This window comes from Rhizobium sp. NFR03, from assembly GCF_900111275.1.
Taxonomy (GTDB): Bacteria; Pseudomonadota; Alphaproteobacteria; order Rhizobiales; family Rhizobiaceae; genus Ferranicluibacter.
In genome coordinates, this window is sequence record NZ_FOGR01000009.1 from 60,467 (window position 1) to 82,230 (window position 21,764).

Here is a 21,764-nt window from a genome sequence, read left to right on the forward strand (position 1 = left end):
TGATCCATCGATCAGACCACGAGCCGGGCGGCGCGTCCCATCTTCCGTTCGGTATTGTTGTCGTATCCCGAATCTCGAGTGACCGACTTTGTGCAGGGATTGCTGCATAGCTTTCGGCAAGGGAATGCCGCGGTTCGCCACCTCGGTGAGATATCCGGAGCGTAACCCGTGGGCAGGCTAGGGGAGGGGAGGGGAGGGGAGTACCTGGCGCCAGTACGCACCATCCCTCCAGATAGGCGAGATCGGACGTCAGCGCCGGCATGGTGTTGTCGCCCATGCCTTCGCTGCGAGTTGCTTGAGCGTGGCGACATCGTCGTCGGTCAGAAGCTCGGCGAGCTGGTCTCTGCGATCAAAGGCCAAGATGGCGTCGAGGGCATCCAGTTCCTCGGCGCGCCGCAACATATCAGGGAACACTGCAGTTGAGACCTGGTTGCTAACGCCATCAACTGTCCATCCATGGGTTGATGATCGAAACTCCCACGCCTTCGAAATCAGAAACATTGCGGGTTGCGACCGATGCACCGCGCGACAAAGCGATTGCCGCGATCTGTGCATCGAACTGACTGATGGGCCGGCCCGCGCTACGACGACGTGTGGCGATGGTGGCATAAAGGTCCGCGGCATCACGATCAAACGGCAGCACGCGCCCAGACAGATCCTCGTCAAAAATCGGCGAGATGGCTGCTTCCAGATCACGGCGGCGCTGGCCTTCCGGCAAGAGTCGGAGCCCATAGAGGATTTCGGCCTCGGTGACTGCGGTCGTGAACACTGAAGGAGGGTGCTGGAGCGCCAACCATTCAATGACAATCTTACTGGGGGCTGAGGTGAGCAGCTCCGAGAGGACGTTGGTGTCGAGAATGATCACCGGCCGAAATCCGGCGCGTCACGAATAGCCTCGCGTGCAGGGATTTCCAGATCGATACCGCCGACTGACGCCAGCCGAGCGCGGATGGATTCTGAAAGATTGCGAGCCGGCTTTTCGCTGGCAGCCAGTGCGACGCGGAGAATATCGCGCGCTTCGTCTTCCATCGAACGACCATGGGTGGCAGCGCGCACGCGCAGACGCTGCTTTAGGGCGTCGTCGATGTTGCGAATCGTCATGCTTGCCATTGGAGCTCCAGTCATCAATGATGTCATTGTAGTCAATGATTGCAGAACATTCAACGCCACCTTCCATTTCCCACCCGTCTGAATGGTCACAGAATAGCTCAAGGACTGGCGGCGCATTCACACCCGCTACGACCGCTGTGCGCATACCTTCTTCTCAAGCATTTGCATCGCAGCCGCTGTTATCTTCTGGCTCTGAATTTTATGATGCCTGAGCCTAGGAAATCCGCGACATGCTGCTGCCTGTATATTTCGGGTCTCCAAAGGACTTTTGGAAGGCGGCTTGTCATTTCCGCGTTGCTGCCTCGTCACAATCAGTTCCTCCAATGAGGCGACCTGTAAATTCAGCAGCAACTATCCTCGCCGTCTCGATCTGCTCGAACATATGTTCCAGATTGAGGAAACATATCGTTCCGTCCGCTTGGGCGATGATGCCATCAGCATAGCGCGTGCCAGGAGAAATGCTTATCTCCGGCACCTGCTCATGCGGAATGGGGATAGAGGGTCCCATCCGCGACTTTCGCGGATGGTCGTCGTGCGCACGCAGGACTCTTGATCGGGCAAACGGAAGGCAATGATCTCAAGCATCTCTTCCGTGCCTGTCCTCGTCAAAGGGCGCGAGAGCTCATCAGAAGTCTTCCCATGTTTCCTTCACTGCGGCGTTGCCGGAAAACGCCCTGACAACCTTGCCGGCGAGCTTCTGGACCGGTGACGGAAACGGTCGATGGGCTGGACCCGCGGCCATGATGGACGAAGTCTGGCGCGGTGTGCTGCTCATCTGGAACTGCGAAATCAGCTCACGCAGTCTGCCGCTCTCGCTGGCAAGCGTTGCACCCGCAGCGCTGGTCTCCTCGACCATCGCCGCATTCTGCTGAGTCACCTGATCCATCTGGTTTACCGCGGTGTTTACCTCGGCAAGACCAACGGACTGCTCTTTCGCCGACGTGGCGATGGCGTCCATATGCTGGTTGACCATCACGATATAGCTTTCAATGGCCTTCAAGGCTTCGCCCGTATCGCTGACAAGCTTGACGCCGCTATGGACCTCGATGGAAGAGGTGCGGATCAGATCCTTGATCTCTTTTGCAGCCTGTGCCGATCTTTGCGCGAGTTCGCGCACTTCCTGTGCGACGACGGCAAAGCCCTTGCCAGCATCGCCGGCGCGAGCCGCCTCGACACCTGCGTTCAGCGCCAGCAGGTTGGTCTGGAAGGCGATCTCGTCGATCACGCCAATGATATTCGAGACCTGATTGGACGAAGACTCGATTTTCTGCATGGCGTCAACCGCGTTGGCGACGACGCGGCCGGACTGAGCCGCGCTTTCATTCGCCTGCACTGCTATTTTACGTGCTTCTTCGGCGCGTTTGGACGAATTGGCGACGTTGACAGTAATCTGGTCGAGCGCGGCGGCAGTTTCTTCCAAGGCCGCTGCCTGCTGTTCCGTGCGTTTGGACAGGTCATCGGCGCTTGCGCTGACCTCACGGCTTCCGTTGTCTATGGCACCGGTTGCTTCGGCAACAGATTGCAGGGTTTCGGATAGTTGTCCAACTGCTGCATTGAAATCGGCGCGCAATGTTTCGAAATCGGGTGCAAACGGATCCGCTAGCTGGAAGGTGAGGTCGCCGCTTGCCAGATGTTTCAGGCCTTCACCCAGACCAGCCGTTGCCTGCGCCATTTCCTCAGCCCGAAGCCGGTCGGCTTCCAATGTGCGTCGGCGTTCTTCTTCCGTGGTGTTTCTGTTGGCTTCAGCTTCGGACTCAAGCTTCTTGTTGGCGATGGCGTTGGCCCGGAACACTTCGACGGCCGAAGCCATGTCGCCGATCTCGTCAGCACGGCCTTCGTAAGGAATGGCAGTGGCGTTGTCGCCTTCTGCGAGCTTCTTCATGGATGAGGTGATGTTCTGGATCGGACGCGCAATCCCGGATACAGCGAACCAAATAGCAGTGGCAACAACGAGCATAGTAAATAATATCGAAAATACAGTTAACGTAATTGCTGATGAATATACCTGTTTGCTGGCATTATAAGCCACATCCATGCCACTTTTGTTGATTTTGACAAGCTCAGCCGAGGCTAACGTTATTTTCTCGCCAATAGGAGAAAGTTTATTATACAAAATATCTTTCGCGCCATCCACGTCACGTTTTTGGGAAATTGCAAGCAAGTTCGTACCGACGCGGTCGTAATCCTCCAAATTTGCGAGCATATCTTTGACGATGTCGGTTTCAATCTGGGAAGGCTGCATGCTTTGATAGTCGGAGATCGTATCGCGAAGTGCCTTCATGACATCCGAGATACGCTTCTCGAACTTATTCATATTGGCTTCGTCCGGTGAGAGAATATGGTCACGGTAAGCACCCCGGAGTTGTGATACATTCAGGGTGATTGTTTGTGCCGCGCTCAGGCTTGGCGTCCAGTTTGTCGCGATCTCTTCGACATTGCCGTTGATCGCACTGAGCCGATTCAACGCAAAGGCGGCAAAGCCACCCACAATGAGTCCAACAAGGACAAAGACTGCAATCAGGGCTGTTTTAATTCTAGGACGTTGCATAAATGCTCCCTGCGTGGATATCCCACGTTCAAAGGAATGAATGGCCGGAAGCAAAATCATTCTGCGCAAGGCGACGACGAGACGAATTCAACTTCGTCATGTATGATTATGCGGTGCAATACCGCGCGTTTGCGACGGGCCCCTCTAGGCGATGCGTGACGATCGAATTCGGGCTCGCTGCTTTTGGACAACGGCGAGTATCTCTACGCGGGTGAAGAGATGTCGCTCATCACAGGCGCTGGCAGAGATCGAACCGCTTAAGTCTTTCTAAATGGATGGCTCCGCATAAAGTATCTCCGGTGAGGAAACCACAAATTTAAGGCTTCATGGAACGCAGCGGTAACCAATCAAGGGTTTCGCACTTTCAAATTTGCGGCACTTGTCAAGATTGGAGGATATCGGAATGGCGTTACCTTAAAATTAAAAGTCTAAAAAAATAAATATTAATTTTAGTAGATTATAAGTTGATTGGGATGTTCATTTACGGAAGACGTATTATTGAACTTAAGTAAAATATTGTAGAGTCCGCGATCTTTTCTGAAAAGGTTATCGCGACTTACCGCGCTGCAAAATCAGGAGTTCCGCGAAAATCTGTCGGTCTGATCACAATTCATTCCACCCGCGCAGCAGCATGTATGCCGCAATAACAACGAGCACCAAACCGGCTCCCCTTCCTATCCATATTGTCAGAGCAGGTTTGGAGACGATGGCATCGCGTCCCCGAGCGGCAGCCAGCGCCAGTCCGCCATAGACGACAAGCTGAACGAACACGGTCATCAAACCCATTGCAAGCGCTTGGGGCCAGAGCGGTCCAAAGGCAGGCTTCAGGAACTGCGGATAGACAGCCAGAATGAAAAGCCACGCCTTCGGATTGAGGATGCAAGTCGCGACGGCCTGGATGAAGACACGTCCAGAGGATCGGGCCGCACCGCTGAAAACGGACCCGATCACGATCGAGCTGCGCGCGAGATTGACGCCGATCCAGATCATATAGGCCGAGCCGATGATGAACATTGGACCGGAAACAGATGGTATCAATCTGGTGAGCCCGGCAACGGCGAAAGCGCCGAACAGGGTATGGCAGGCTCCACCGGCCATCATTCCGAAAGTCGCTGCGAGCCCCGCGCGCCGCCCACCCGTCAGGGCGTTTGCGAGAACGAAGACCATGTCCATGCCTGGAACGACGATAATGCCCGTCAGCAGAAGAAAGAAAAGCCAGAGATTTTCAACATAGGTCATGTCAGTTGCGAGCCGTTCCATTCGACCGACGGTCTCGATACCGCCTATCTTTTCGTTGGTTGGAGCGTGCTATACATGGGTGCAACTGACAGGGATGTGTCAGTTGTGATGAGGCAATCAGCATGCGGAAGGCGTCTAGACTCTTTGAAATCATCCAGATTCTCAGGCTGGCAAAGACGCCTGTTACTGCAGCGGAGATGGCGGCCCGAATGGAAGTCACCGTGCGCTCGATCTATCGGGACATCGCCGCCCTTCAGGCCATGCGTGTGCCGATCGAAGGCGAGCGTGGGATTGGCTATATCCTCCGACCCGGCTTCGATCTGCCGCCACTGATGTTCACGGTTGAAGAGACGGAGGCTGTCGTGCTCGGCATGGCGCTGATCGAGCGTACAGGCGACACGGACCTGAAAAGAGCATCCGAACGGGTCGTTGCCAAGATCGCAGCCGCCGTGCCCGCGCCCTTACGTGAAGCACTGGCATCACGCGCCCTTCACGCTTGGGGCGCAATCACTCCAGTTCCTGAAGGCATCAATTTTGGGATTGTCCGCCGTGCGATCCGCGACGAGGAAAAGCTGTCGCTCGACTACCGGGACCAGCAGAACAATCCAACCAGCCGTATCGTCTGGCCGCTGGCGCTGATTTACTATTTAGAAACTGCCGTCATCGTCGGATGGTGTGAACTGAGACAGGCAATTCGGAATTTTCGGATTGACCGTATGGAAAGCTGCATTTTGACGGGAGATCACTTCCGCAAGGAGGGAGATCGGCTGCGTAGCATCTGGATTTCCGGCTGGCAGATCAATCAGGGAGACCCGGTATCCTCGGTACCCCACTAGAACAATGCCCGCCGCTTCCGGGATGAGATGCGAGAGCGACTGCAAGAGTTTGCGCTGTCGTTGCATCCGGATAAGACCCGCCTTATCGAGTTTGGCCGCTTCGCGGCGGCCCAGCGGGGTAAGGTCGGGCTCGGAAAGCCTGCAACCTTCAACTTCCACTCGATCTCGCTAAGATCGCCGCGCACACCGGCCGCCATCGCCGAGCGCTTCACCAGTCGCGCCACTTCCCTGTCGTTGAGCCAATCGGTCCAGCCGCCTTGCCCTGTCCCGTCACCCCGGCGGCCCAGCGGCCCATGAACCAGCTTTGCAAACCGGATACAGGTTTCCACCGCTACGACGGGGCATGTCGCATTCGACGACCCCGCCCGATCTCGACCTCGCGCCACCCGGTCTTGCCGCGCAGTGTGACGAGCATGCCCTGATCGAGGATCTCGATCCAGCCGCGCCCGTCTTCTGTCTGGTCGGCTTTCAAGCAGGATGCCCGTGACGATCGGGAACTGGGGATGAGTGTTTCGGCCATCGCGAGGAAATTTGCAACTTCCCGGCAGACGATTATGCGGCTACGAGGCGTAGGTTCATGCTCCGTTCGAACGAAGTTAGCGCAGGATTTTGAACTGCTGTTGTTCTGCCCCCTTCTTCGGCAAGCCACGCCGCTGGCCCTAAGCGCGTTCAAACACATTAGGCGCCTAATGCGATGGCGGGCACAGGATAAACTTTCTTCCAACACGCCGCGCCGTACACGGCGGGTATGGGGTGACGGGGCTTTCCCCTCTTCCTCCATTTGGCTAAAATGGCAAAATGTGCAGATATCTACACACTCCGGTCGCCGCTGTGATTGCCTTGGTCTTCACCTTGGGTGGCGTGGCAAAATCTGCACTGGCGAGTGGTTTGGTGCCACCCACCGGCTATTACAATGAGGTGAAGCATAATAGCGGTTCGATGCGACCGTGTACGCCGGCACCCGAGCCTTTTGTGGGAGCACTCGAATTCCCGAGCAAGTACGAAGGTTCTGGCAAATCGCGAAGTACTCTTAACGAGGTGTCAGCAAAGCGGTACAAGACGCTGACCAAATCCATCAGCGACATGGAGAAGGGGGCCACCAAACTCGTCGATCAATACATGGACGGCGGTTCGACGCAGACGCTGCAGTGTGTCGTCGCATGGTACAGTGTCTGGGCCGACGCAAAAGCGCTTCTCGGCCCGGCGATCAATCACACCGGCAAGTCAGAACGCAAATGGGCCCTCGCAAGCTTGAGTAGCGCATGGCTACGCCTCAAATTTTCGCGCTCACAGCCGCTTCTCGTCTACTCTTCAAAAGCTGCTGAGATAGATGACTGGCTCGGTAAGATCGCCGATCAGGTCACTCGCGAATGGGACAAAGATGACGCGCGCGAGAAGATCAACAATCACTATTACTGGGCAGCCTGGAGCGTGATGGCGACGAGCATTGTCACCAATCGCCGCGATCAATTTGACTGGGCGACGGACATGTATGCGATCTTTGCCCAGCAGGTGGACGCCGACGGCTTCTTACCCAATGAACTGAAGCGACAGACGCGTGCAGCAGACTACCATGTCTACGCCGTAGCGCCCGCGGCAATGATGGCTGCGTTCGGCAAGGCCAACGATCTGGATCTTGCAGGGGAGGGCCACGACGCTCTGCACCGCGCGGTGGAACGCGCAATTACCGCTTACGACGACCTACGCCCGTTCGAGGCAAAAACCGGCGCCAAGCAAGTCCGATTCGAACCTGAGGGTAAACAATCCAAGTTCGCCTGGCTCGAACCATATTGCTGGACAGTGCGGTGCACTGGCGTAATAGCCGCAAAGCTCGCACAACTGCGCCCGCTGCAAGACACGCGGCTGGGCGGCAACATGACTGCCATGTTCACCGGCCGGTAAACTGGCAAGGGGACGCCCATCAGTGTTTGTCTGCCCGAATGGTTACCAGAGCAACTTTCGCCTTTGAACTCGGACTATCGCTCGGCACGGTCGTCTCCTGTTTCCGCCACCTAGTCGGAAGTCCCACTTACTCTGGCAGTTCAAATTCCCCGAGCCAGCTCTGCCACCCAGACCTAAAACGAAAAAATCAGCGTCGATAAGAATTTGTTTAGGCGACGTAAGTTTGTAAGCCGGTTCACAGCCAGACGCGCAGGAAAACGTCTTCTTCGACTCGTAGAGCGCGTGTTCGCTCACACTCAGCCGCTGCGAAACTACGGCAACGGGCCCATTCGGTCGTTTGACGCACCGCGTCCAGCTTAAACCCTCACTGTAATTCGATTTGCTCATGATGATCTTCTTGCCGCACAGTTAGGCAAGAAGGCGTTTACAAATCTCTGGGCTATTCAGTTGTCGAATTTTTCAATCGCGCTCTCAATTATGTTTCGGCGTGGAATATTGGGTCTGACGCAATCTCGATGACATCATGGCGCTCCGACTAGACGTGCCTCAAGCAGATCGAGTTTTCCGCGGCCGTAAATCTGGCGCTTGATGAGTTTTAGCTTCATGATCTGACCTTCGGTCTGTCCGTTCGATCAAATTGAAGTTATCGCATTTTGAATCGCTGCTCTGTCGCGGATGACGCCGTTGGCGAATGAGGCGCCCAAGCTTCTTGCCGCACGGTCGATTCAAGCTTCTAGATCATTTTTAGACTTTCGGCGCAGCATAGCGTGAAAGCTCTCGATGACGTCCCTGGCCTCGACAAGGTCCGGTAGGCTCTCTTCAATCGCGGCGACGGTCATCGTTTGGGCCTTGGTCAAAGTGTTGCGTTCCAGGGTCATCAGGCGGACGATAGCGTGTGCGGCCGGCGCGTGGCCAAGCCCACTTTCGGCCTTTTCAGCTCGCCTTCGTCGTGTTGCCCATTCTGTGACGACACGGAGACCCCCGCCAAACCCATTCATTCGAAGCTGCCGCCACAGTTCAGCGCCATTTCGTGATCCGGCATGCCCATTGCGCTGCAGGCCACGGCAGATGCGGTTCGAGCGAAGTTTGTCGAACCCGGAAGATGTCGGTGCGTTGACCACGTCGGCGCCGTCATTCTGGCGCTGACGCCGACCTCCACCGCCCACCTTGGCATGATGAAGTGCCGCAGGACGATTTCGAAGGGGCTTTGTTTCGCAAGACCCGCGAACCCGAGGAGGAGGGCGTCGATAAAGATGACATTGCTGAATGGTTTGCCAGAGAACGAGCCGAACATGCGCGCCGCCTGAGGCAGGACGCGCAATTAAAGCCCCGGGCGCCGCCGCAGCCGGCCACCGGCGCACGCGTTGATGAGGAAGGTTCGCAGAAAGACTGCATCGTCGGCCCCTATGGGGAAATCGAGCCGATCTGCAAGGGAAATGCCCATCATATCGTTCCCGACATGGCCTATCGCCTTGGCGCCTCCGGCGAAATCGGAATACAGTTCAACCGCGAAGCGCACGCCGAACTCGCCGACCCTCAATCAGGGCATGTCGATCTGCCAGCTCAGCCGCCAGCCCGGCAGCGATTCTGAAGGTCTGCACGCCCATTTGCGCGAGGCCTCACCCGGCTGGAAAAGGTCACGCCGGTATCCGGAACAGCCCCAATGGGAGCTATCCTCAGGGAAAGCATCAAGGTCATCAACGACATCCCGGATCTGCCGCCGGAATGCAAAAAACTTGCAGCGACGATGGCGACCGGGCAACAGTTCGCTAAAACCGGTGCTGCCGCGCCTGGTCGTATCAAGGAATGGCCGCTACCAACCGGCGAGGCCGAGAAGGTGCTGAGAAAAGGACATTACTGATGTTTGGCAACGAATGGGCTGCAACACTGCAGGCAGCCGTCGCGCTGGACGCCGACCATTTCACCATCTGCCTCGGCGAACTCGAATATGACGATCCATTCACGGCGATCATCTCCTATGACGGCCAGTTCCCGCAGCCCTGGAGCCGGACCGACGTTCGTCGCGAGATCGTCGACGTCGCCTATCTGGACATGGGTGGCTCCGAAGGCTTCGTTCCCGTTTCTCTCAGCAACGAGGGTGACGTCTATGTCGTCAAAAAGGATCGGGCCAAGTGGTCAAAAATACCGGGAGCCGGGGTGTTAAGCGAGGATGCGGAAGGTTTCGGCGCGATACATGCTCTCGTTGTGGATGGCGCGCGCCAGTATGTCGTTGGCAACAGTCGGCAGCTTTATCAACGCGACGGACTGGGCGACTGGCAGCGCATCTCGGCGGATGCGTCCCATGCAGAAGGCTATGAGGCTGAACATTTCGGCAGGGCTATTGCTGTGGATGGTGCCCTGCTGATCGAAGCATTCCAACGGCCGGCTTCCGAGACGACGGCTGCGGATCTCGATCCGAAACGCTGGGAAAACATGACACCGGAGCAGTTCCTGGCAATGATGGATGAAGATGAAGGGGAGCGCAGCACGCGATCGCGCCAGCAGCGGCTATACACATATCGCGACGGCAGCTTTACCGAACGTTCCGTACCGCAGGACATCGTGATCAGCGGTCTCTATCGCGACGAGGATGGCCGCGTCTGGCTGCTCGGCGTCAACGGGCTGATCATGAGGAGCCGAAGCGATGGCGGTTTTGAAACACTTGGCTTCCATGGCGATACAGAGACCATGTTCGCCGCTGCCCGCCGCGCTTCGACGCTCTATATGGCCACCGACAACGGCTTGCGCCGTTTCGATGAACACAAGCTTGATGTGGTGAAGCCGGTGCTGAACTCCCCGTCAATCAGTCAGAATGTTCCGGTTCCCCTGAAGATTCAGGCTTTCGGCGACACACTCGTTTATTTCGATCGCAAGCATGGGGTGGCGCGATGGAACGGCGAGCAATGGGCCTGGGTGGAGATGCCACCAGAATTGCTGGAACGCGATTTCAAAGGTTTGCCGTCGAGAATGCCGTAACCGATATGCCCGATGAACTAAATGGCTGCCGATGAAATCAATAGCTTTGTCAGTTGCAATCGACGAGGGTATGCTATTGTCCCGCAACGATGCTCAAAGCAACCTTGCCGCCCTTCCGCTTCGCCGCGTTGTGTTGTTGTAGTAGCTAGACGCCTGTTGCACGGACCGATGCCGTGATTGCTCCATTGCCTCCTGCAGCGGGACACCGCGATTGGCGGCTTCGGTCAGATAGCCGGACCGCAGGCCGTGGGCGGAGAACGCGTCGGGCTCGAGCCCGGCCTGCGCCGCTCGAGACTTGACGACCTGATTGATCGCACCCGGCTCCAACGCCCACTGCGAGAGATTACCCCAGCGATCGATCTTGCGAAAAATGCTCCCCGTCTCGATCCGGCTCGCTACAAGCCAGGCATTGAGCGCCTCGACCGGCCGGCCGGTGAGATAGACGACCTCGTCGTGATCGGCACCCGAGGTTTTTGTGCGCCCGAGATGGATGGCAAGCGAGGGCAGGGGAGAGCCATTCTCATTGGAAATGGGGGGCTCTGCGGTCAATTGCTCGACCCGTAGCCCGGCCACCTCGCTGCGCCGACGACCGCCAGAGGCAAAGGCGACCATGAGGATCGCCTGGTCTCGCAGATCGGTCAGGCTACCGCTGTCGCAGGTGGCGAGCATCTTGGCGAGGATATCGCCCGTGACCGCTTTGGCACTCTTCGGTTTGTGCGGTCTTGGCGTTGCGCGAACGGCCAACCGGATGGCGGATTTTAGAGCAGGGGAAGAAAAGACGCCGAGGAAACCGCGCCATTTCGTCAGCGTCGACCAGGTCGCAAGACGGCGGCGCACCGTATCGGGCGCGTGTGGACCGATGGTTTTGAGGAACCCCTGCTCGCGCAGGCTCTGCTCGACATCCGCCGGCATGCCGTGGTGTGGATCGATCTTGCGTTGCCGCGGCTGCCAGAGGTGATGCGCAACAAATTTCAAAGCCAGGGCCTCGGGTGCTGGCCAGGGGAGGGAGGCGCCCGTTGCGGCCTGCGACCAAGCCTGGAGATAAGCGAGATCGGAGGTGAGCGCGCGCAGCGTGTTTTCGCCCATGCCCTCGTTGACGAGATGGCGGAGGGTCTCGATGTCGTGGTCGGTCAGCAGTTCGGCCAGCTCGTCGCGCCGCTCAAGCGGAAGGACTGCGGCGATGGTGTCGAGCTCGCCGGCACGGCGATCGACGGCACTCATATCGGCAGACCATGTTCGTCGTAGAATTCGTCGTGGTTCGAGGTGGTGCCGGGCGGGACATTTGCGCGGCTCTCGGCAGCCAGGTTCGTCAATCGTCTATTGTATCTAGGCGAGACGCGATCAATGTCAGAACGGCTGTCGGCCGCCCGTCGCGGCAGATCAGGATCTCATCCTGACGCGCTGCCAGTTCGATCAATTCCTCCAGCCGCTCGGCAGCCTCGCCAATCTCTACAAGAATTCTCATGTCGAGTGCGCCTCACCACGCACGGTCGTGCAACACTGCATCAAACATCACATCCGTTGAGACAAAAATGCAATGTTCAAGCCGTGCCTGTGCCGCGAGGATCCGATCCCATGGGTCACGGTGATCCCAATCGAAGGCGGCCGCCAGCTCGGCATGCATATCGCTGATGGGGAGCGTTTGCAGACCACTTGCGGTCACCGCCGCGCGCAATTCCTGTGGCTTCAGATCGAGCTTCTTCAGTCGCATCTTGTTGTCCAGCTCGTAGAATGAAACGGCGCTGACCAAGACAGTGTTCGCTTTGTCCTCGATCAGTGATCGCGCTTTTGAAGACAGACGGTCACTGCCGATCGTCCACCAGTAGACGGCATGGCTATCGAGCAGAATCTTCACGATTCGATCTTCCGATCTGCCGGCTTGCCTTGCCAGATGCCGGCGTCATCGTTCCAGTCGCCGGCATCGATTGCTGCCTGCTCATCATCCTGCTCGTCGAAGAGATTGTCGGGAAGGCCGCGTTGGCGCAAAAGTCCGAAAGGCCGCTTGCCGCCAAGATCGGCCGGGCCGATGCGGGCGTAAACATCGTTGCCGCGCATGATGATGATCTCTTCGCCCTGATTGGCCCGCTCGAGGACTTCGGCAAAGTTCTTGCGCGCCTCACTGATTTTATAGCTGGTTTGCGGCATGGTTTGCGGCTCCGGCATGGATGTGAAGCGCATAATAGCACGGATGCAAAAGTCGTACAACGGCTCTGTACAAATAACCATCGATAAGGGTTCCTTATCAATGGTTATAGCGCCTGTGGCTTTTAGCTTGCGATTTCAATTGAAGTGCTAAGCGAGAGACTCGGCATTGAAATCTCCTCTTGCGATTTCACTCTGGAGTAGGGGAGGGCCACCTAAAGCCCTGATGCCTTGGTCAGATTCACGCGGAAGCGATCCCGCCGGCGCCGATATCTGCGTGTCATCTCCGCTGAAGCATGACCGAGCTGTTTCTGGACGTAACGCTCATCGACTTCAGCGGAAGAGGCCAGGCCCGCGCGTAGGGAATGGCCAGAGAACTTGAAGGCGCGTTCAATTTCGCTGAGATCGCCGCGCACGCCTGCGGCCATCGCTGCCCTTTTCACAAGCCGAGCGACCTCCTTGTCGTTCAGCCGCTCCGACCCGACAGCCTTCCCTTGCCCCGTCACCCGACGAAAAAGGGGACCATGCTCCAGTTTAGCGAACTTAATCCAGGTCTCGATCGCAGCGACCGGGCAGGTCGCATCGGCTGAGCCGCGGCCAACCTCGACCTCTCGCCATCCGGTTTTGCCGCGCAGGGTGATAAGCATGCCCTTGTCGAGGATCTCGATCCAACCGCGGCCGTCTTCTGTCTGGTCGGCTTTCAGATCGAGGCCGACGATCTCGGAGCGCCGAAGACCTCCAGCAAAGCCGATGAGCAACATCGCCCGATTCTACGCCGACACTCCGCCGGTGTTGTCAGGCCGGTCTCAACAAGGGCGAATCCGCCCATAAACTAAAACGCGCCGTCTTTTTCCACGAGCGCGGCGAAATCCGTGACCGCTCCTTTGACAGCCAGGCATTCCGGGCCTCCGGCCTCAATCTGGTGGTCAGCGCCATCGTGCATTGGAATACCGTCTATCTCAGCCGGGCGACGGCCCATCTGCGCCAGCAGGGTCGGCATATTCCTGACGATCTGCTCAAACACGTCTCACCGCTCAGTTGGGAGGATATCAATCTCACCGGCATCTATTCCTGGGACGCCGAGCAGCAGATGCCTGAAGGCTTCAGGCCGCTCCAGATTCCCGGCAGACTTCTTCGCGCTGCCTGATGTTCATGTTTCGTGCGACCTTAGCGTGCGATTTTGCACTGCTCTTGTTCCGACCCCTGTTTGGCTGGTTCGTGGGTCTTGGGGTGGACGACCCCGTTTGGGACGCCTCGACGTTTTCGAAGAACCGGACGCGGGTGCTGACGGAGGGTGGCCGCAACGGCGAGCGGAATTTTCGCGAGGAGAAGCGCTCGAACGAGACGCATGCGTCCACCACCGATCCACCACCGACCCGGATGCGCGGCTTTACCACAAGGCATCCGGTCAGGAGAGTCGGCTTGCCTGTCTCGGCCATGCGCTGATGGAGAACCGCAACGGGCTTGCGGTGGCAGCACAGGTGACCCATGCGACAGGTACGGCGGAGCGGGAGGCGGCGCTGGAAATGACGGAAGCGCTGCCGCAGGGCGCTACGCTCGGCGCCGACAAAGGCTACGATGCCGAGGCCTTCGTCGAGGAACTGACGACGCGCAGGATCGTGCCGCATGTTGCAATCAACGGCACCGTGTCGAAGACCGGCAAGGTCCGCAAGACGGCGGTCCCTGACGATGTCGCGGCCAGTGACGACTATGCGGTCAGTCTTCGCTGCCGCAAGCGGATCGATGAAATCTTTGGCTGGGGCAAGACGACAGGCTCGGCCAGTTGAAAGTCCGCGGGATCGAGAAGGTCAGGACCGTCTTCACCCTCGCGCATGCCGCCTGCAACATCGTGCGCCTGCCCGGATCGATCGCGGCGACGGGAGAGGTGGGTCTCGATGCGGCAAGATAGGCCGGGAATGACAGCAATGACAGTCTGTATCGCCCCAATCCCACATCGCAGACCGACAAGGCCGACAAAAATCAAACCGCAGACCCAATTTCGCGGCAACGCAAGCCGTTGTTCAGCAGCCTGTTACAGCGTTCAGAGCATCTCGTTCTCGAGCTTTCATTTTTAAGGCTGAAGTGGCGAAGACGGCAAGATAGAGAACTTGGAGTTAACATCCATCGTCCGTGCAGTGATCCTGCGAAAGCCCGTCGCGCTGTTGCGGCGAGTTCGGTCGCCGCACTCAAGTTGCCAAGCTGTGATCGAAATCACAGAGCTCGATACCGAGCTGGGCGATTTCCTCGAAAAACAGGCTGCTATAGTCATTGCGATAGGTGATGAAATATTCGAGCTTTGGCAGCCGGAGTGCTGACCTGATAATCCGCAGGCGACCGTCCGTAACATAGCGACTGAAGAAGGCCTTGGGTAGGATAGTGAGACCTAGGCCATGGGCGGCGAGCTCGGCGAGGGCTGCCATATTATTGCACGAAATCGTTTTCGTGAACGGCATCCGTGGATTGTCTATGACATCCTGTAGTATGGGGCGCAGCATAGAGCCAGCCGACTGGATGAGCAGCGGAAACTTGAGCAAGTCCTCACGGCTAAGCTCGGCACTGCCACCATAGAGCTTCGGGCTGCACATCCAAACCAGCTCGATCTCCCCCAGCGGCATGTTGACGAACTGCGGATGCTGGATGAGGCGCGGGCAGATGACGAAGTCAATGCGCCGCTCGTTGAGCCGGTCCAGCAGACCCGATGTCAGGTCGATTTCCGGCTCAAGCGTAATGCCGGGATAGCGCTCCATGATGGTCGCCAACAGTTGCGGCAGCCAGGAGAGCGCAACAAGATCGGTCACGCCGAGACGGAACCGGAATGGTGGCGCGGTAGCCGTGCGCGCGGTCAGCGTCAAACGGTCGTTCAGCCGCAGCATCTGTTCCGCGATATCCCGGATGTCCTGTCCCTTGCTTGTCAGGATGGATTGACGGCTGGAGCGATCGAACAGGGGTACCGGAAACTTTCCCTCCAATTCGCCGATACGCTTGGAGATCGTCGACTGTGTCACGTTGAGATAAGATCCAGCGGCCTCGAAGCTGCCAAGCGTTGCGACCCAATAGAGTGCTTCAAGCTGCTTTAACGTAAACATGTCTCACATTGCATGAACAAAAGCGATTTTGATAGAGGCATATTTATCGCTTTTTTTCGAATAACTGCAAGTCTAGGTTCGGCTATCGGAAGGCCTTGGGAGAGGCTTCTGGACATCAGACACCGAGCTCTCAGGAGGAGACATGTCGATCAACGAAAACACAGCCCCGCAGCCGGTAGATGCCACCTTGATCGGCGAATATCGTGGCGTCGCTACATCCATCATCAGCGACAACCTGTCCCGCCTGCCGGGCGCGACCGGCGTGCTGCCCTACCATGCAGGCGGTCCGCTCATCGGAACGGCGCTGACGGTCAAGACACGCAATGGCGACAATCTCGCCATCCACGCCGCACTGAAGATCGCCCGCCGTGGCGATGTGATCGTCGTCGACGGCGGTGGCGACGTCAGTCAGGCGCTGATCGGCGAAATTATCCTCACACATGCGGAGTCTATCGGTGTTGCAGGCTTCGTGATCGACGGTGCGATCCGGGACGTATCGGCCATTCGCGCATCCGATCTGCCCTGCTATGCACGCGGCGTCACGCACAAGGGTCCTTACAAAAACGGGCCTGGTGCGCTCAACGTGCCGGTGTCGATTGGTGGGCTTGTCGTCCATCCGGGCGACCTGATCGTGGGGGACGATGACGGTGTGGTTGCGCTGTCGCCGCAGGTGGCAGCCGATCTGCTGCCGGGAATCCGGGCGCAGGAGGAGCGCGAGAGGGTCAAGATCGCTCAGTTCAAGGAGGCGCGGCTGAAGCTTGTGAGAGCCTGAGCCCGTCCAACCGGGCAGATCCATTCGAACGACAATGAGGAGAACGTCGTTGAATATCTGGAAATCCATTGCGCTGGTCGCGTCGACCGCCCTGATCGCCCCGGCCAGTCTCGCGCATGCGCAGGACGCGACCGCCGTTACCATCGTGCTTCCCGCCGGTCCCGACCGGCTGGACCCTTGCGAGACGCCTCGCTCGGTCATCGGCCGCATCATCAAGCAGAATGTCGTGGAAACGCTGGTGGAGCTCGACTACGCCAACCAGAAAACGCTCCCGCGTCTGGCGACGAGCTGGGAGCAGACGGCGCCCACCGAGTGGGTGTTCAAGCTTCGGCCAGGCATCACCTTCCATGACGGTACACCGTTCGATGCCAAATCCGTCGTCCACTCACTGGGGCGGACCAACGATCCGGCGCTGACCTGCATCACCCGCACAAAATATCTTGACGGTATCGACATCAAGGCCGTGGAGGTCGATCCACTGACGGTGAAGTTTACGACCAAGACAGCGGTGCCGATTTTGCCGACGCTGCTGGCGCAGCTCACCATCTCCTCGGTCAACACGCCGAAGGGCGAGTACACGGCCAAGCCGATCGGTACAGGCCCTTACACGTTCGATCACTGGACACAGGGTGAGAATGTGGGTCTTGCCCGGAACGACGGCTATTGGGGTCAGAAGCCGGTGATCGACAAGGCGACCTATGTCTGGCGCACGGAATCTTCCGTGGCTGCCGCCATGGTCGAAACGGGTGAGGCCGATCTTGCCTTCTCCATAGCGCCGCAAGATGCGACCAATCCGGAGACGGACAAAGTCTATCCGAACTCCGACAGCGCGCTGTTCCGGCTGTCCGTCGATATTCCCCCGCTCAATGACATCCGCGTTCGCAAGGCGATCAACCTTGCCATCGACCGCACGGCCTTTCTCGGAAGCGTTATCAGCGACAAGGCGGAGCTTGCCATGCAGCAGGTGGGCCCCAGCGCGCTGGGCTTTAATCCCAACCTGAAGCCATGGGCTTACGATCCGGAGCAGGCGCAGAAGCTGCTTGCGGAAGCCAAGGCCGATGGGGTGGATGTCGATCGCGAGATCCGCATGATCGGCCGGCCGGCGATGTTTGCCAACTCCAACGAGTTCGTGGAGGCCTCTGCAGAGATGTTGCGGGCGGTCGGCTTCAACATCAAACTCGAAAACCTTGAAATGACGCAATGGCTGAAGATGGCGAACAAGCCGTTCTCACCCGACCGTGCTCCCAACATCTTCCTGACGATGCATGACAACAATAGCGGCGATGCGGCTTTCACGGCCTTCTTCAAGTATCATTCCGATGGCCGCCAGAGCGAGTTGCACGACCCGGCGTTGGACGCGCTGATCGTCAGCGCCGGCACAAAATCCGGCGAAGAGCGGGTGCGGGAATACAACGAGGTTTTCCGCAAGATCTATGAGGACGTCGTCGCGGATGTGCCGCTGTTCCACATGGTCAACTACATGCGGGTTGGAAAGCGGCTGGATTTCACGCCGACCATTGCCAACGCGGTGGAGTTGCAGCTGGCCCGGCTCAAGCTGGCCGACAAGGCGACCGACTGACCATCCTGCGGCGCGCCCGCCGCAAAGGGCGCGTCGCAACCGATTATCGATCCACATCCGGCGGAGGAGGCTGATATGGGTTCTTTCATCTTCAAGCGATCGTTGCAGAGCGTGTTCTCGCTCGTGGCGCTGATCATTCTGATCTTCTTTCTGGCACGCATGACGGGCTCGCCTGCGGATCTCTATCTGCCGCAGGATGCATCTGCGGAAGCGCGTTTCCAGTTCAACGAGCAATACGGGTTCAACGATCCGCTGATCGAGCAGTTCGGCCGCTTCCTGTGGGGGCTCCTGCATTTCGACATGGGCCAGTCGCTGCAGTTTTCGCGTCCAGCCGTCGATGTCGTTTTGCAGGCCTTTCCGACCACGCTCGCGCTTGCGGCCATCACCATGCCGCTCGTCCTGCTGGTGTCGATCGTCACCGGCTCGCTTGCCGCCTACCGGCCCGGGGGCATCTTTGACCGGTTCGCCAGCATTCTCTCGCTCATTGGCGCCAGCACGCCGAACTTCTGGGTGGCCATCGTCGGCGTTCTGGTCTTTGCCGTGACGCTGCGGGTCTTGCCGACATCCGGCACGGGGACTGCCCTTCACTGGATCCTGCCCGTCGGCGTTCTGATGCTCCGTCCCACCGGCGTGCTCGTGCAGGTCGTGCGGACGTCCATGATGACGGCCCTGTCCTCGACCTACATCAAGACCGCGCGCGCCAAAGGGGTCGGCTCCCGCGCCATTGTTTTCGTGCATGCGCTGCGCAACGGCCTGTTGCCCGTCATCACCGTGGCGAGCGATCAGGCGGCCGGCATCGTCAACGGCGCCGTCATCGTGGAAACCGTGTTCGGCTTCCCCGGCATCGGCAAGCTGATGATAGACTCGGTCCTCCTGCGGGATTTCGCCGTCATCCAGGCCGCCGTCCTCGTCACGGCACTCGCCGTCTTCGTCATCAACATCATCGTGGATATCACATATGCCCTCGTCGACCCGCGCATTCGGTACAGCTGAGATGGCCGCGCCCGTCTCGCTCGCCGTCAGGCCCGCCGCGCCGTCCTCCGGCGTCCGGGAGATCCTCGGCCTTCTCTGGCAGGACAAGGTGGCCACGGTCTCGGCCGCGCTCCTGACCCTCGTCCTTGCCTGCGTCCTCTTCGGACCTTGGCTGCTCGCCGATCAGGCGCGCGCCCTCAATCTCATGGCCCGCAACGCCCCGCCGTTCTCCATCGACAAGGGCTGGATGTTCGTTCTCGGCGCTGACGCGCTCGGACGCAGCCTGCTGGCCCGCATCGTCGTCGCCAGCCAGAACACGATGCTGATCGCGGTCAGCGCCGTTCTCCTTTCCGTCACCATCGGTGGCGTGCTCGGCCTCATTGCCGGCTACAAGGGGGGATGGGCAAGCGCCGTGCTGCTGCGGCTGGCGGACGCGATCATGAGCTTTCCGTCCATGCTCCTGGCGGTCATCGTGCTCTTCGTCTTCGATCCCGGCGTGACCAACGTCATCCTCGTGCTTGCCGTATCCCGCATCCCGATCTTCCTGCGCACGGTGCGCGCCGAGGTGCTGGAGATCAAGGAACGCATGTTCGTGGTTGCCGCCCGCGCCATGGGCGCCCGGACAGACCGTGTGCTCCTGCGCCATGTCGCGCCGATGATCCTGCCGACCATCATCAACCTTGCCGCTCTCGAGATCGCCTTCGTGATGCTGGTGGAATCCGGTCTCTCCTTCCTCGGCATCGGCATTCAGCCGCCGGAAGTGACCTGGGGACTGATGGTGGCGGACGGACGCAACTATCTCGGCTCCGCCTGGTGGCTCGCCTTCTGGCCCGGCGTCGCGATCATGCTCGTCACAATGGCTCTCAACCTCCTTTCCAACTGGCTCCGCGTCGTCACCGATCCGGTCGAACGCTGGCGCCTCCAGACATCGGTAGGCAGACATGACTGATCAGCCGCTTCTCGACATCCGCAATCTCTCCATCGACTTCCCCAACCGCCACGGCGTCGTCCACGCCGTCGCAGATGTCAGCTGGTCGGTCAATGCCGGCGAAACGCTGGCGATTCTCGGCGAAAGCGGCTCCGGCAAGAGCGTCAGCGCATCGGCCGTGATGGATCTGGTGGACGCGCCGCCGGCCCTCATCACCAGCGGGGAGATCTTCTACCGCGGGCGCGATCTTCTGAAGACGCCACGTGAGGAACGCCGCAAGATCAACGGAAAGAACATTTCGATGATCTTTCAGGACCCGCTGGCCGCGCTCAATCCCGTCTACCCTGTCGGCTGGCAGATTGCCGAGACGCTGCGGGTCCACGGCGTCGACAAGGCCGCGACGCATGCGCGCGTTATCGATCTTCTCGGTCGCGTCGGCATTGCCGATCCTGAACGTCGCGCGAAACAATACCCGCACCAGTTCTCCGGCGGTCAGCGCCAGCGCATCATGATCGCGTCCGCAATAGCGCTCGAGCCCGATCTGCTGATTGCCGATGAACCCACCAGCGCGCTCGACGTGACCGTCCAGGCGCAGGTTCTGAAACTTCTAAAAGAACTTCAGGCGGAAAGCGGAATGGGTCTCGTGCTGATCACCCATGACCTCGGCGTGGTGGAAAAGGTGGCCGACCGTGTCGTCGTCATGCAGAACGGCCGGATCGTGGAAGCGGGGACGGCAACCGGGATCATGACCGAACCCCAGCATCCCTATACCCGCAAGCTGATCGACGCGATGCCCGGGCGGCACGGCTTTGAGGTGCAGCCAAGCGTCGCCGCGAGCGACCGGCCCCTGCTTGAGGTGCGCAACGTCTCGCGGGTCTATGGTGTTCTTCCCGGTAAGGTGGCCGACATCGGCCCGAACGCCGTCAAGGCGGTGGACGATGCGAGCTTCGTGCTGAACAAGGGGGAAACGCTCGGTATCGTCGGCGAATCCGGTTCGGGAAAATCGACGCTGGCCCGCATGCTGCTCGGCCTCGACAAGCCAACGCTCGGGACGATCCGCTTCGACGGCCACAATCTCAACGCGATGTCGGCAGCTGAAACCTTCCGGGTGCGGCGGCGGATGCAGTTCGTGTTTCAGGATCCGACGGCTTCGCTCAACCCGCGCATGACCGTTGGCCAGATCGTGTCGGAACCCTGGGCGATCCACACCGACGTGCTGGAGAAGTCTCTCTGGCGCGACCGTGTCATCGATCTCCTCGAACGTGTCGGCCTTAAAGCCGACCAGATCGACCGGCATCCGCACCAGTTCTCCGGCGGCCAGCGGCAACGCATCGCGATTGCGCGGGCGCTGGCGCTCCAGCCGGATGTCATCGTCTGCGACGAGGCGGTGTCGGCGCTCGACGTTTCGGTGCAGGCGCAGGTGACCGACCTCCTCAAGACGCTCCGTCGCGATTTCGGTCTTTCCTACATCTTCATCGCTCACGATCTTGCTCTGATCCGTGACTTCGCAACCTCGACCATCGTCATGTACAAGGGCCAGATCGTCGAGCAGGGGCCAACGGAAGCCCTCTACCGCGATCCGCAACATGCGTACACTCAAAGGCTGCTGCAGGCGAGCGACGCGCATCTTCCAACCGCAGCCTAGCGTCATAAGCGGGCTCTAACGCCGACGTC

Annotated in this window: 21 protein-coding genes and 6 pseudogenes; 13 read left to right on the forward strand and 14 right to left on the reverse strand. The window is 59.0% G+C overall.

The annotated features are described in order from the left end of the window. Positions 1–184: 184 nt before the first annotated feature. The 3 genes and pseudogenes from BSG19_RS26450 to BSG19_RS21255 form a co-directional block, all read right to left on the reverse strand. A pseudogene (locus tag BSG19_RS26450) lies at positions 185–402 on the reverse strand (integrase); the annotation flags it as partial. Between the two features lie 40 nt (positions 403–442). After that, positions 443–865, reverse strand: coding sequence for a type II toxin-antitoxin system VapC family toxin (locus tag BSG19_RS21250; protein ID WP_092990025.1), 423 nt, complete (start codon positions 863–865; stop codon positions 443–445). After that, a complete protein-coding gene (locus tag BSG19_RS21255) occupies positions 862–1,110 on the reverse strand; it encodes a FitA-like ribbon-helix-helix domain-containing protein (RefSeq protein WP_080867842.1) in 249 nt (82 codons plus the stop codon). Before BSG19_RS21255 ends, BSG19_RS21250 begins: the two co-directional genes overlap by 4 nt. Before the next feature lie 97 nt (positions 1,111–1,207). Between BSG19_RS21255 and BSG19_RS21260 the strand changes: the two are divergent. Next, a pseudogene (locus tag BSG19_RS21260) lies at positions 1,208–1,306 on the forward strand (IS5/IS1182 family transposase); the annotation flags it as partial. 168 nt (positions 1,307–1,474) lie between these two features. Here the strand turns inward: BSG19_RS21260 and BSG19_RS25820 are convergent. From BSG19_RS25820 to BSG19_RS21275, 3 genes and pseudogenes are all read right to left on the reverse strand, one after another. After that, positions 1,475–1,695, reverse strand: a pseudogene (locus BSG19_RS25820) (hypothetical protein); the annotation flags it as partial. Between the two features lie 40 nt (positions 1,696–1,735). Then, positions 1,736–3,658, reverse strand: coding sequence for a methyl-accepting chemotaxis protein (locus BSG19_RS21270; protein ID WP_092990026.1), 1,923 nt, complete (start codon positions 3,656–3,658; stop codon positions 1,736–1,738). Between the two features lie 603 nt (positions 3,659–4,261). Then, positions 4,262–4,897, reverse strand: coding sequence for a LysE family translocator (locus tag BSG19_RS21275; RefSeq protein ID WP_092990118.1), 636 nt, complete (start codon positions 4,895–4,897; stop codon positions 4,262–4,264). 122 nt (positions 4,898–5,019) lie between these two features. Here BSG19_RS21275 and BSG19_RS21280 point away from each other — a divergent pair, with 122 nt between their 5' ends. After that, positions 5,020–5,733: a helix-turn-helix transcriptional regulator gene (locus tag BSG19_RS21280; protein ID WP_092990027.1), complete on the forward strand. Its 714-nt coding sequence runs from the start codon at positions 5,020–5,022 to the stop codon at positions 5,731–5,733. Between the two features lie 158 nt (positions 5,734–5,891). Here the strand turns inward: BSG19_RS21280 and BSG19_RS26460 are convergent. Further along, positions 5,892–6,202, reverse strand: a pseudogene (locus BSG19_RS26460) (integrase); the annotation flags it as partial. Between the two features lie 362 nt (positions 6,203–6,564). On the opposite strand from BSG19_RS26460, the gene BSG19_RS21295 reads away from it, so the two are divergent. Beyond that, the gene (locus tag BSG19_RS21295; RefSeq protein WP_170866062.1) at positions 6,565–7,635 is read left to right on the forward strand and encodes a mannuronate-specific alginate lyase; all 1,071 of its coding nucleotides are present in this window, start codon (positions 6,565–6,567) and stop codon (positions 7,633–7,635) included. 725 nt (positions 7,636–8,360) lie between these two features. Here BSG19_RS21295 and BSG19_RS21300 read toward each other — a convergent pair. After that, entirely contained in the window at positions 8,361–8,756 is a 396-nt protein-coding gene (locus BSG19_RS21300) for a hypothetical protein (protein WP_139274804.1), read from the reverse strand. 59 nt (positions 8,757–8,815) lie between these two features. On the opposite strand from BSG19_RS21300, the gene BSG19_RS21305 reads away from it, so the two are divergent. The 3 genes from BSG19_RS21305 (at position 8,816) to BSG19_RS21315 (ending at position 10,611) form a co-directional block, all read left to right on the forward strand. After that, positions 8,816–9,226: a hypothetical protein gene (locus tag BSG19_RS21305; RefSeq protein WP_092990030.1), complete on the forward strand. Its 411-nt coding sequence runs from the start codon at positions 8,816–8,818 to the stop codon at positions 9,224–9,226. A gap of 72 nt (positions 9,227–9,298) precedes the next feature. Next, positions 9,299–9,496, forward strand: a complete 198-nt coding sequence (locus tag BSG19_RS21310) for a hypothetical protein (RefSeq protein WP_092990031.1) — start codon at positions 9,299–9,301, stop codon at positions 9,494–9,496. Beyond that, on the forward strand, positions 9,496–10,611 hold the full coding sequence (locus tag BSG19_RS21315) for a hypothetical protein (RefSeq protein ID WP_092990032.1): 1,116 nt from the start codon (positions 9,496–9,498) through the stop codon (positions 10,609–10,611). Before BSG19_RS21310 ends, BSG19_RS21315 begins: the two co-directional genes overlap by 1 nt. A 93-nt stretch (positions 10,612–10,704) precedes the next feature. On the opposite strand, the gene BSG19_RS21320 is transcribed toward BSG19_RS21315, so the two are convergent. The 5 genes from BSG19_RS21320 to BSG19_RS21340 all read right to left on the reverse strand — a co-directional run bounded on the left by BSG19_RS21320 (position 10,705) and on the right by BSG19_RS21340 (position 13,472). After that, a complete protein-coding gene (locus BSG19_RS21320) occupies positions 10,705–11,832 on the reverse strand; it encodes a tyrosine-type recombinase/integrase (RefSeq protein ID WP_092990033.1) in 1,128 nt (375 codons plus the stop codon). A gap of 88 nt (positions 11,833–11,920) precedes the next feature. Continuing rightward, positions 11,921–12,076 (reverse strand): hypothetical protein, encoded by a 156-nt coding sequence (locus BSG19_RS26550; protein WP_348272152.1) that lies wholly within the window; start codon positions 12,074–12,076, stop codon positions 11,921–11,923. A 12-nt stretch (positions 12,077–12,088) separates the two neighbouring features. Beyond that, positions 12,089–12,466, reverse strand: coding sequence for a type II toxin-antitoxin system VapC family toxin (locus tag BSG19_RS21330; RefSeq protein ID WP_092990034.1), 378 nt, complete (start codon positions 12,464–12,466; stop codon positions 12,089–12,091). Further along, the gene (locus BSG19_RS21335) at positions 12,463–12,756 is read right to left on the reverse strand and encodes a type II toxin-antitoxin system Phd/YefM family antitoxin (RefSeq protein WP_092990119.1); all 294 of its coding nucleotides are present in this window, start codon (positions 12,754–12,756) and stop codon (positions 12,463–12,465) included. The genes BSG19_RS21330 and BSG19_RS21335 overlap by 4 nt, the downstream gene beginning before the upstream one ends. 212 nt (positions 12,757–12,968) lie before the next feature. Then, entirely contained in the window at positions 12,969–13,472 is a 504-nt protein-coding gene (locus BSG19_RS21340) for a tyrosine-type recombinase/integrase (RefSeq protein WP_348272153.1), read from the reverse strand. Here BSG19_RS21340 and BSG19_RS21345 point away from each other — a divergent pair. Both BSG19_RS21345 and BSG19_RS21350 read left to right on the forward strand, forming a co-directional pair. Then, positions 13,439–13,900 (forward strand): annotated as a pseudogene (locus BSG19_RS21345) (Tn3 family transposase); the annotation flags it as partial. The gene BSG19_RS21340 and the pseudogene BSG19_RS21345 sit on opposite strands and share 34 nt — an antisense overlap. A 56-nt stretch (positions 13,901–13,956) precedes the next feature. Next, positions 13,957–14,662 (forward strand): annotated as a pseudogene (locus BSG19_RS21350) (transposase); the annotation flags it as partial. Positions 14,663–14,939: 277 nt separating this feature from the next. Here BSG19_RS21350 and BSG19_RS21355 read toward each other — a convergent pair. Further along, the gene (locus BSG19_RS21355; protein ID WP_092990035.1) at positions 14,940–15,839 is read right to left on the reverse strand and encodes a LysR family transcriptional regulator; all 900 of its coding nucleotides are present in this window, start codon (positions 15,837–15,839) and stop codon (positions 14,940–14,942) included. A 142-nt stretch (positions 15,840–15,981) separates the two neighbouring features. On the opposite strand from BSG19_RS21355, the gene BSG19_RS21360 reads away from it, so the two are divergent. From BSG19_RS21360 to BSG19_RS21380, 5 genes are all read left to right on the forward strand, one after another. Beyond that, positions 15,982–16,611: an RraA family protein gene (locus BSG19_RS21360; RefSeq protein WP_092990036.1), complete on the forward strand. Its 630-nt coding sequence runs from the start codon at positions 15,982–15,984 to the stop codon at positions 16,609–16,611. A 49-nt stretch (positions 16,612–16,660) separates the two neighbouring features. Continuing rightward, entirely contained in the window at positions 16,661–18,190 is a 1,530-nt protein-coding gene (locus BSG19_RS21365; RefSeq protein ID WP_170866063.1) for an ABC transporter substrate-binding protein, read from the forward strand. Between the two features lie 75 nt (positions 18,191–18,265). Continuing rightward, positions 18,266–19,183, forward strand: a complete 918-nt coding sequence (locus BSG19_RS21370; protein ID WP_092990038.1) for an ABC transporter permease — start codon at positions 18,266–18,268, stop codon at positions 19,181–19,183. Beyond that, positions 19,149–20,111: an ABC transporter permease gene (locus BSG19_RS21375; RefSeq protein ID WP_092990039.1), complete on the forward strand. Its 963-nt coding sequence runs from the start codon at positions 19,149–19,151 to the stop codon at positions 20,109–20,111. The genes BSG19_RS21370 and BSG19_RS21375 overlap by 35 nt, the downstream gene beginning before the upstream one ends. Next, a complete protein-coding gene (locus tag BSG19_RS21380; protein WP_092990040.1) occupies positions 20,104–21,735 on the forward strand; it encodes an ABC transporter ATP-binding protein in 1,632 nt (543 codons plus the stop codon). The genes BSG19_RS21375 and BSG19_RS21380 overlap by 8 nt, the downstream gene beginning before the upstream one ends. The last annotated feature ends 29 nt before the right edge of the window (positions 21,736–21,764 follow it).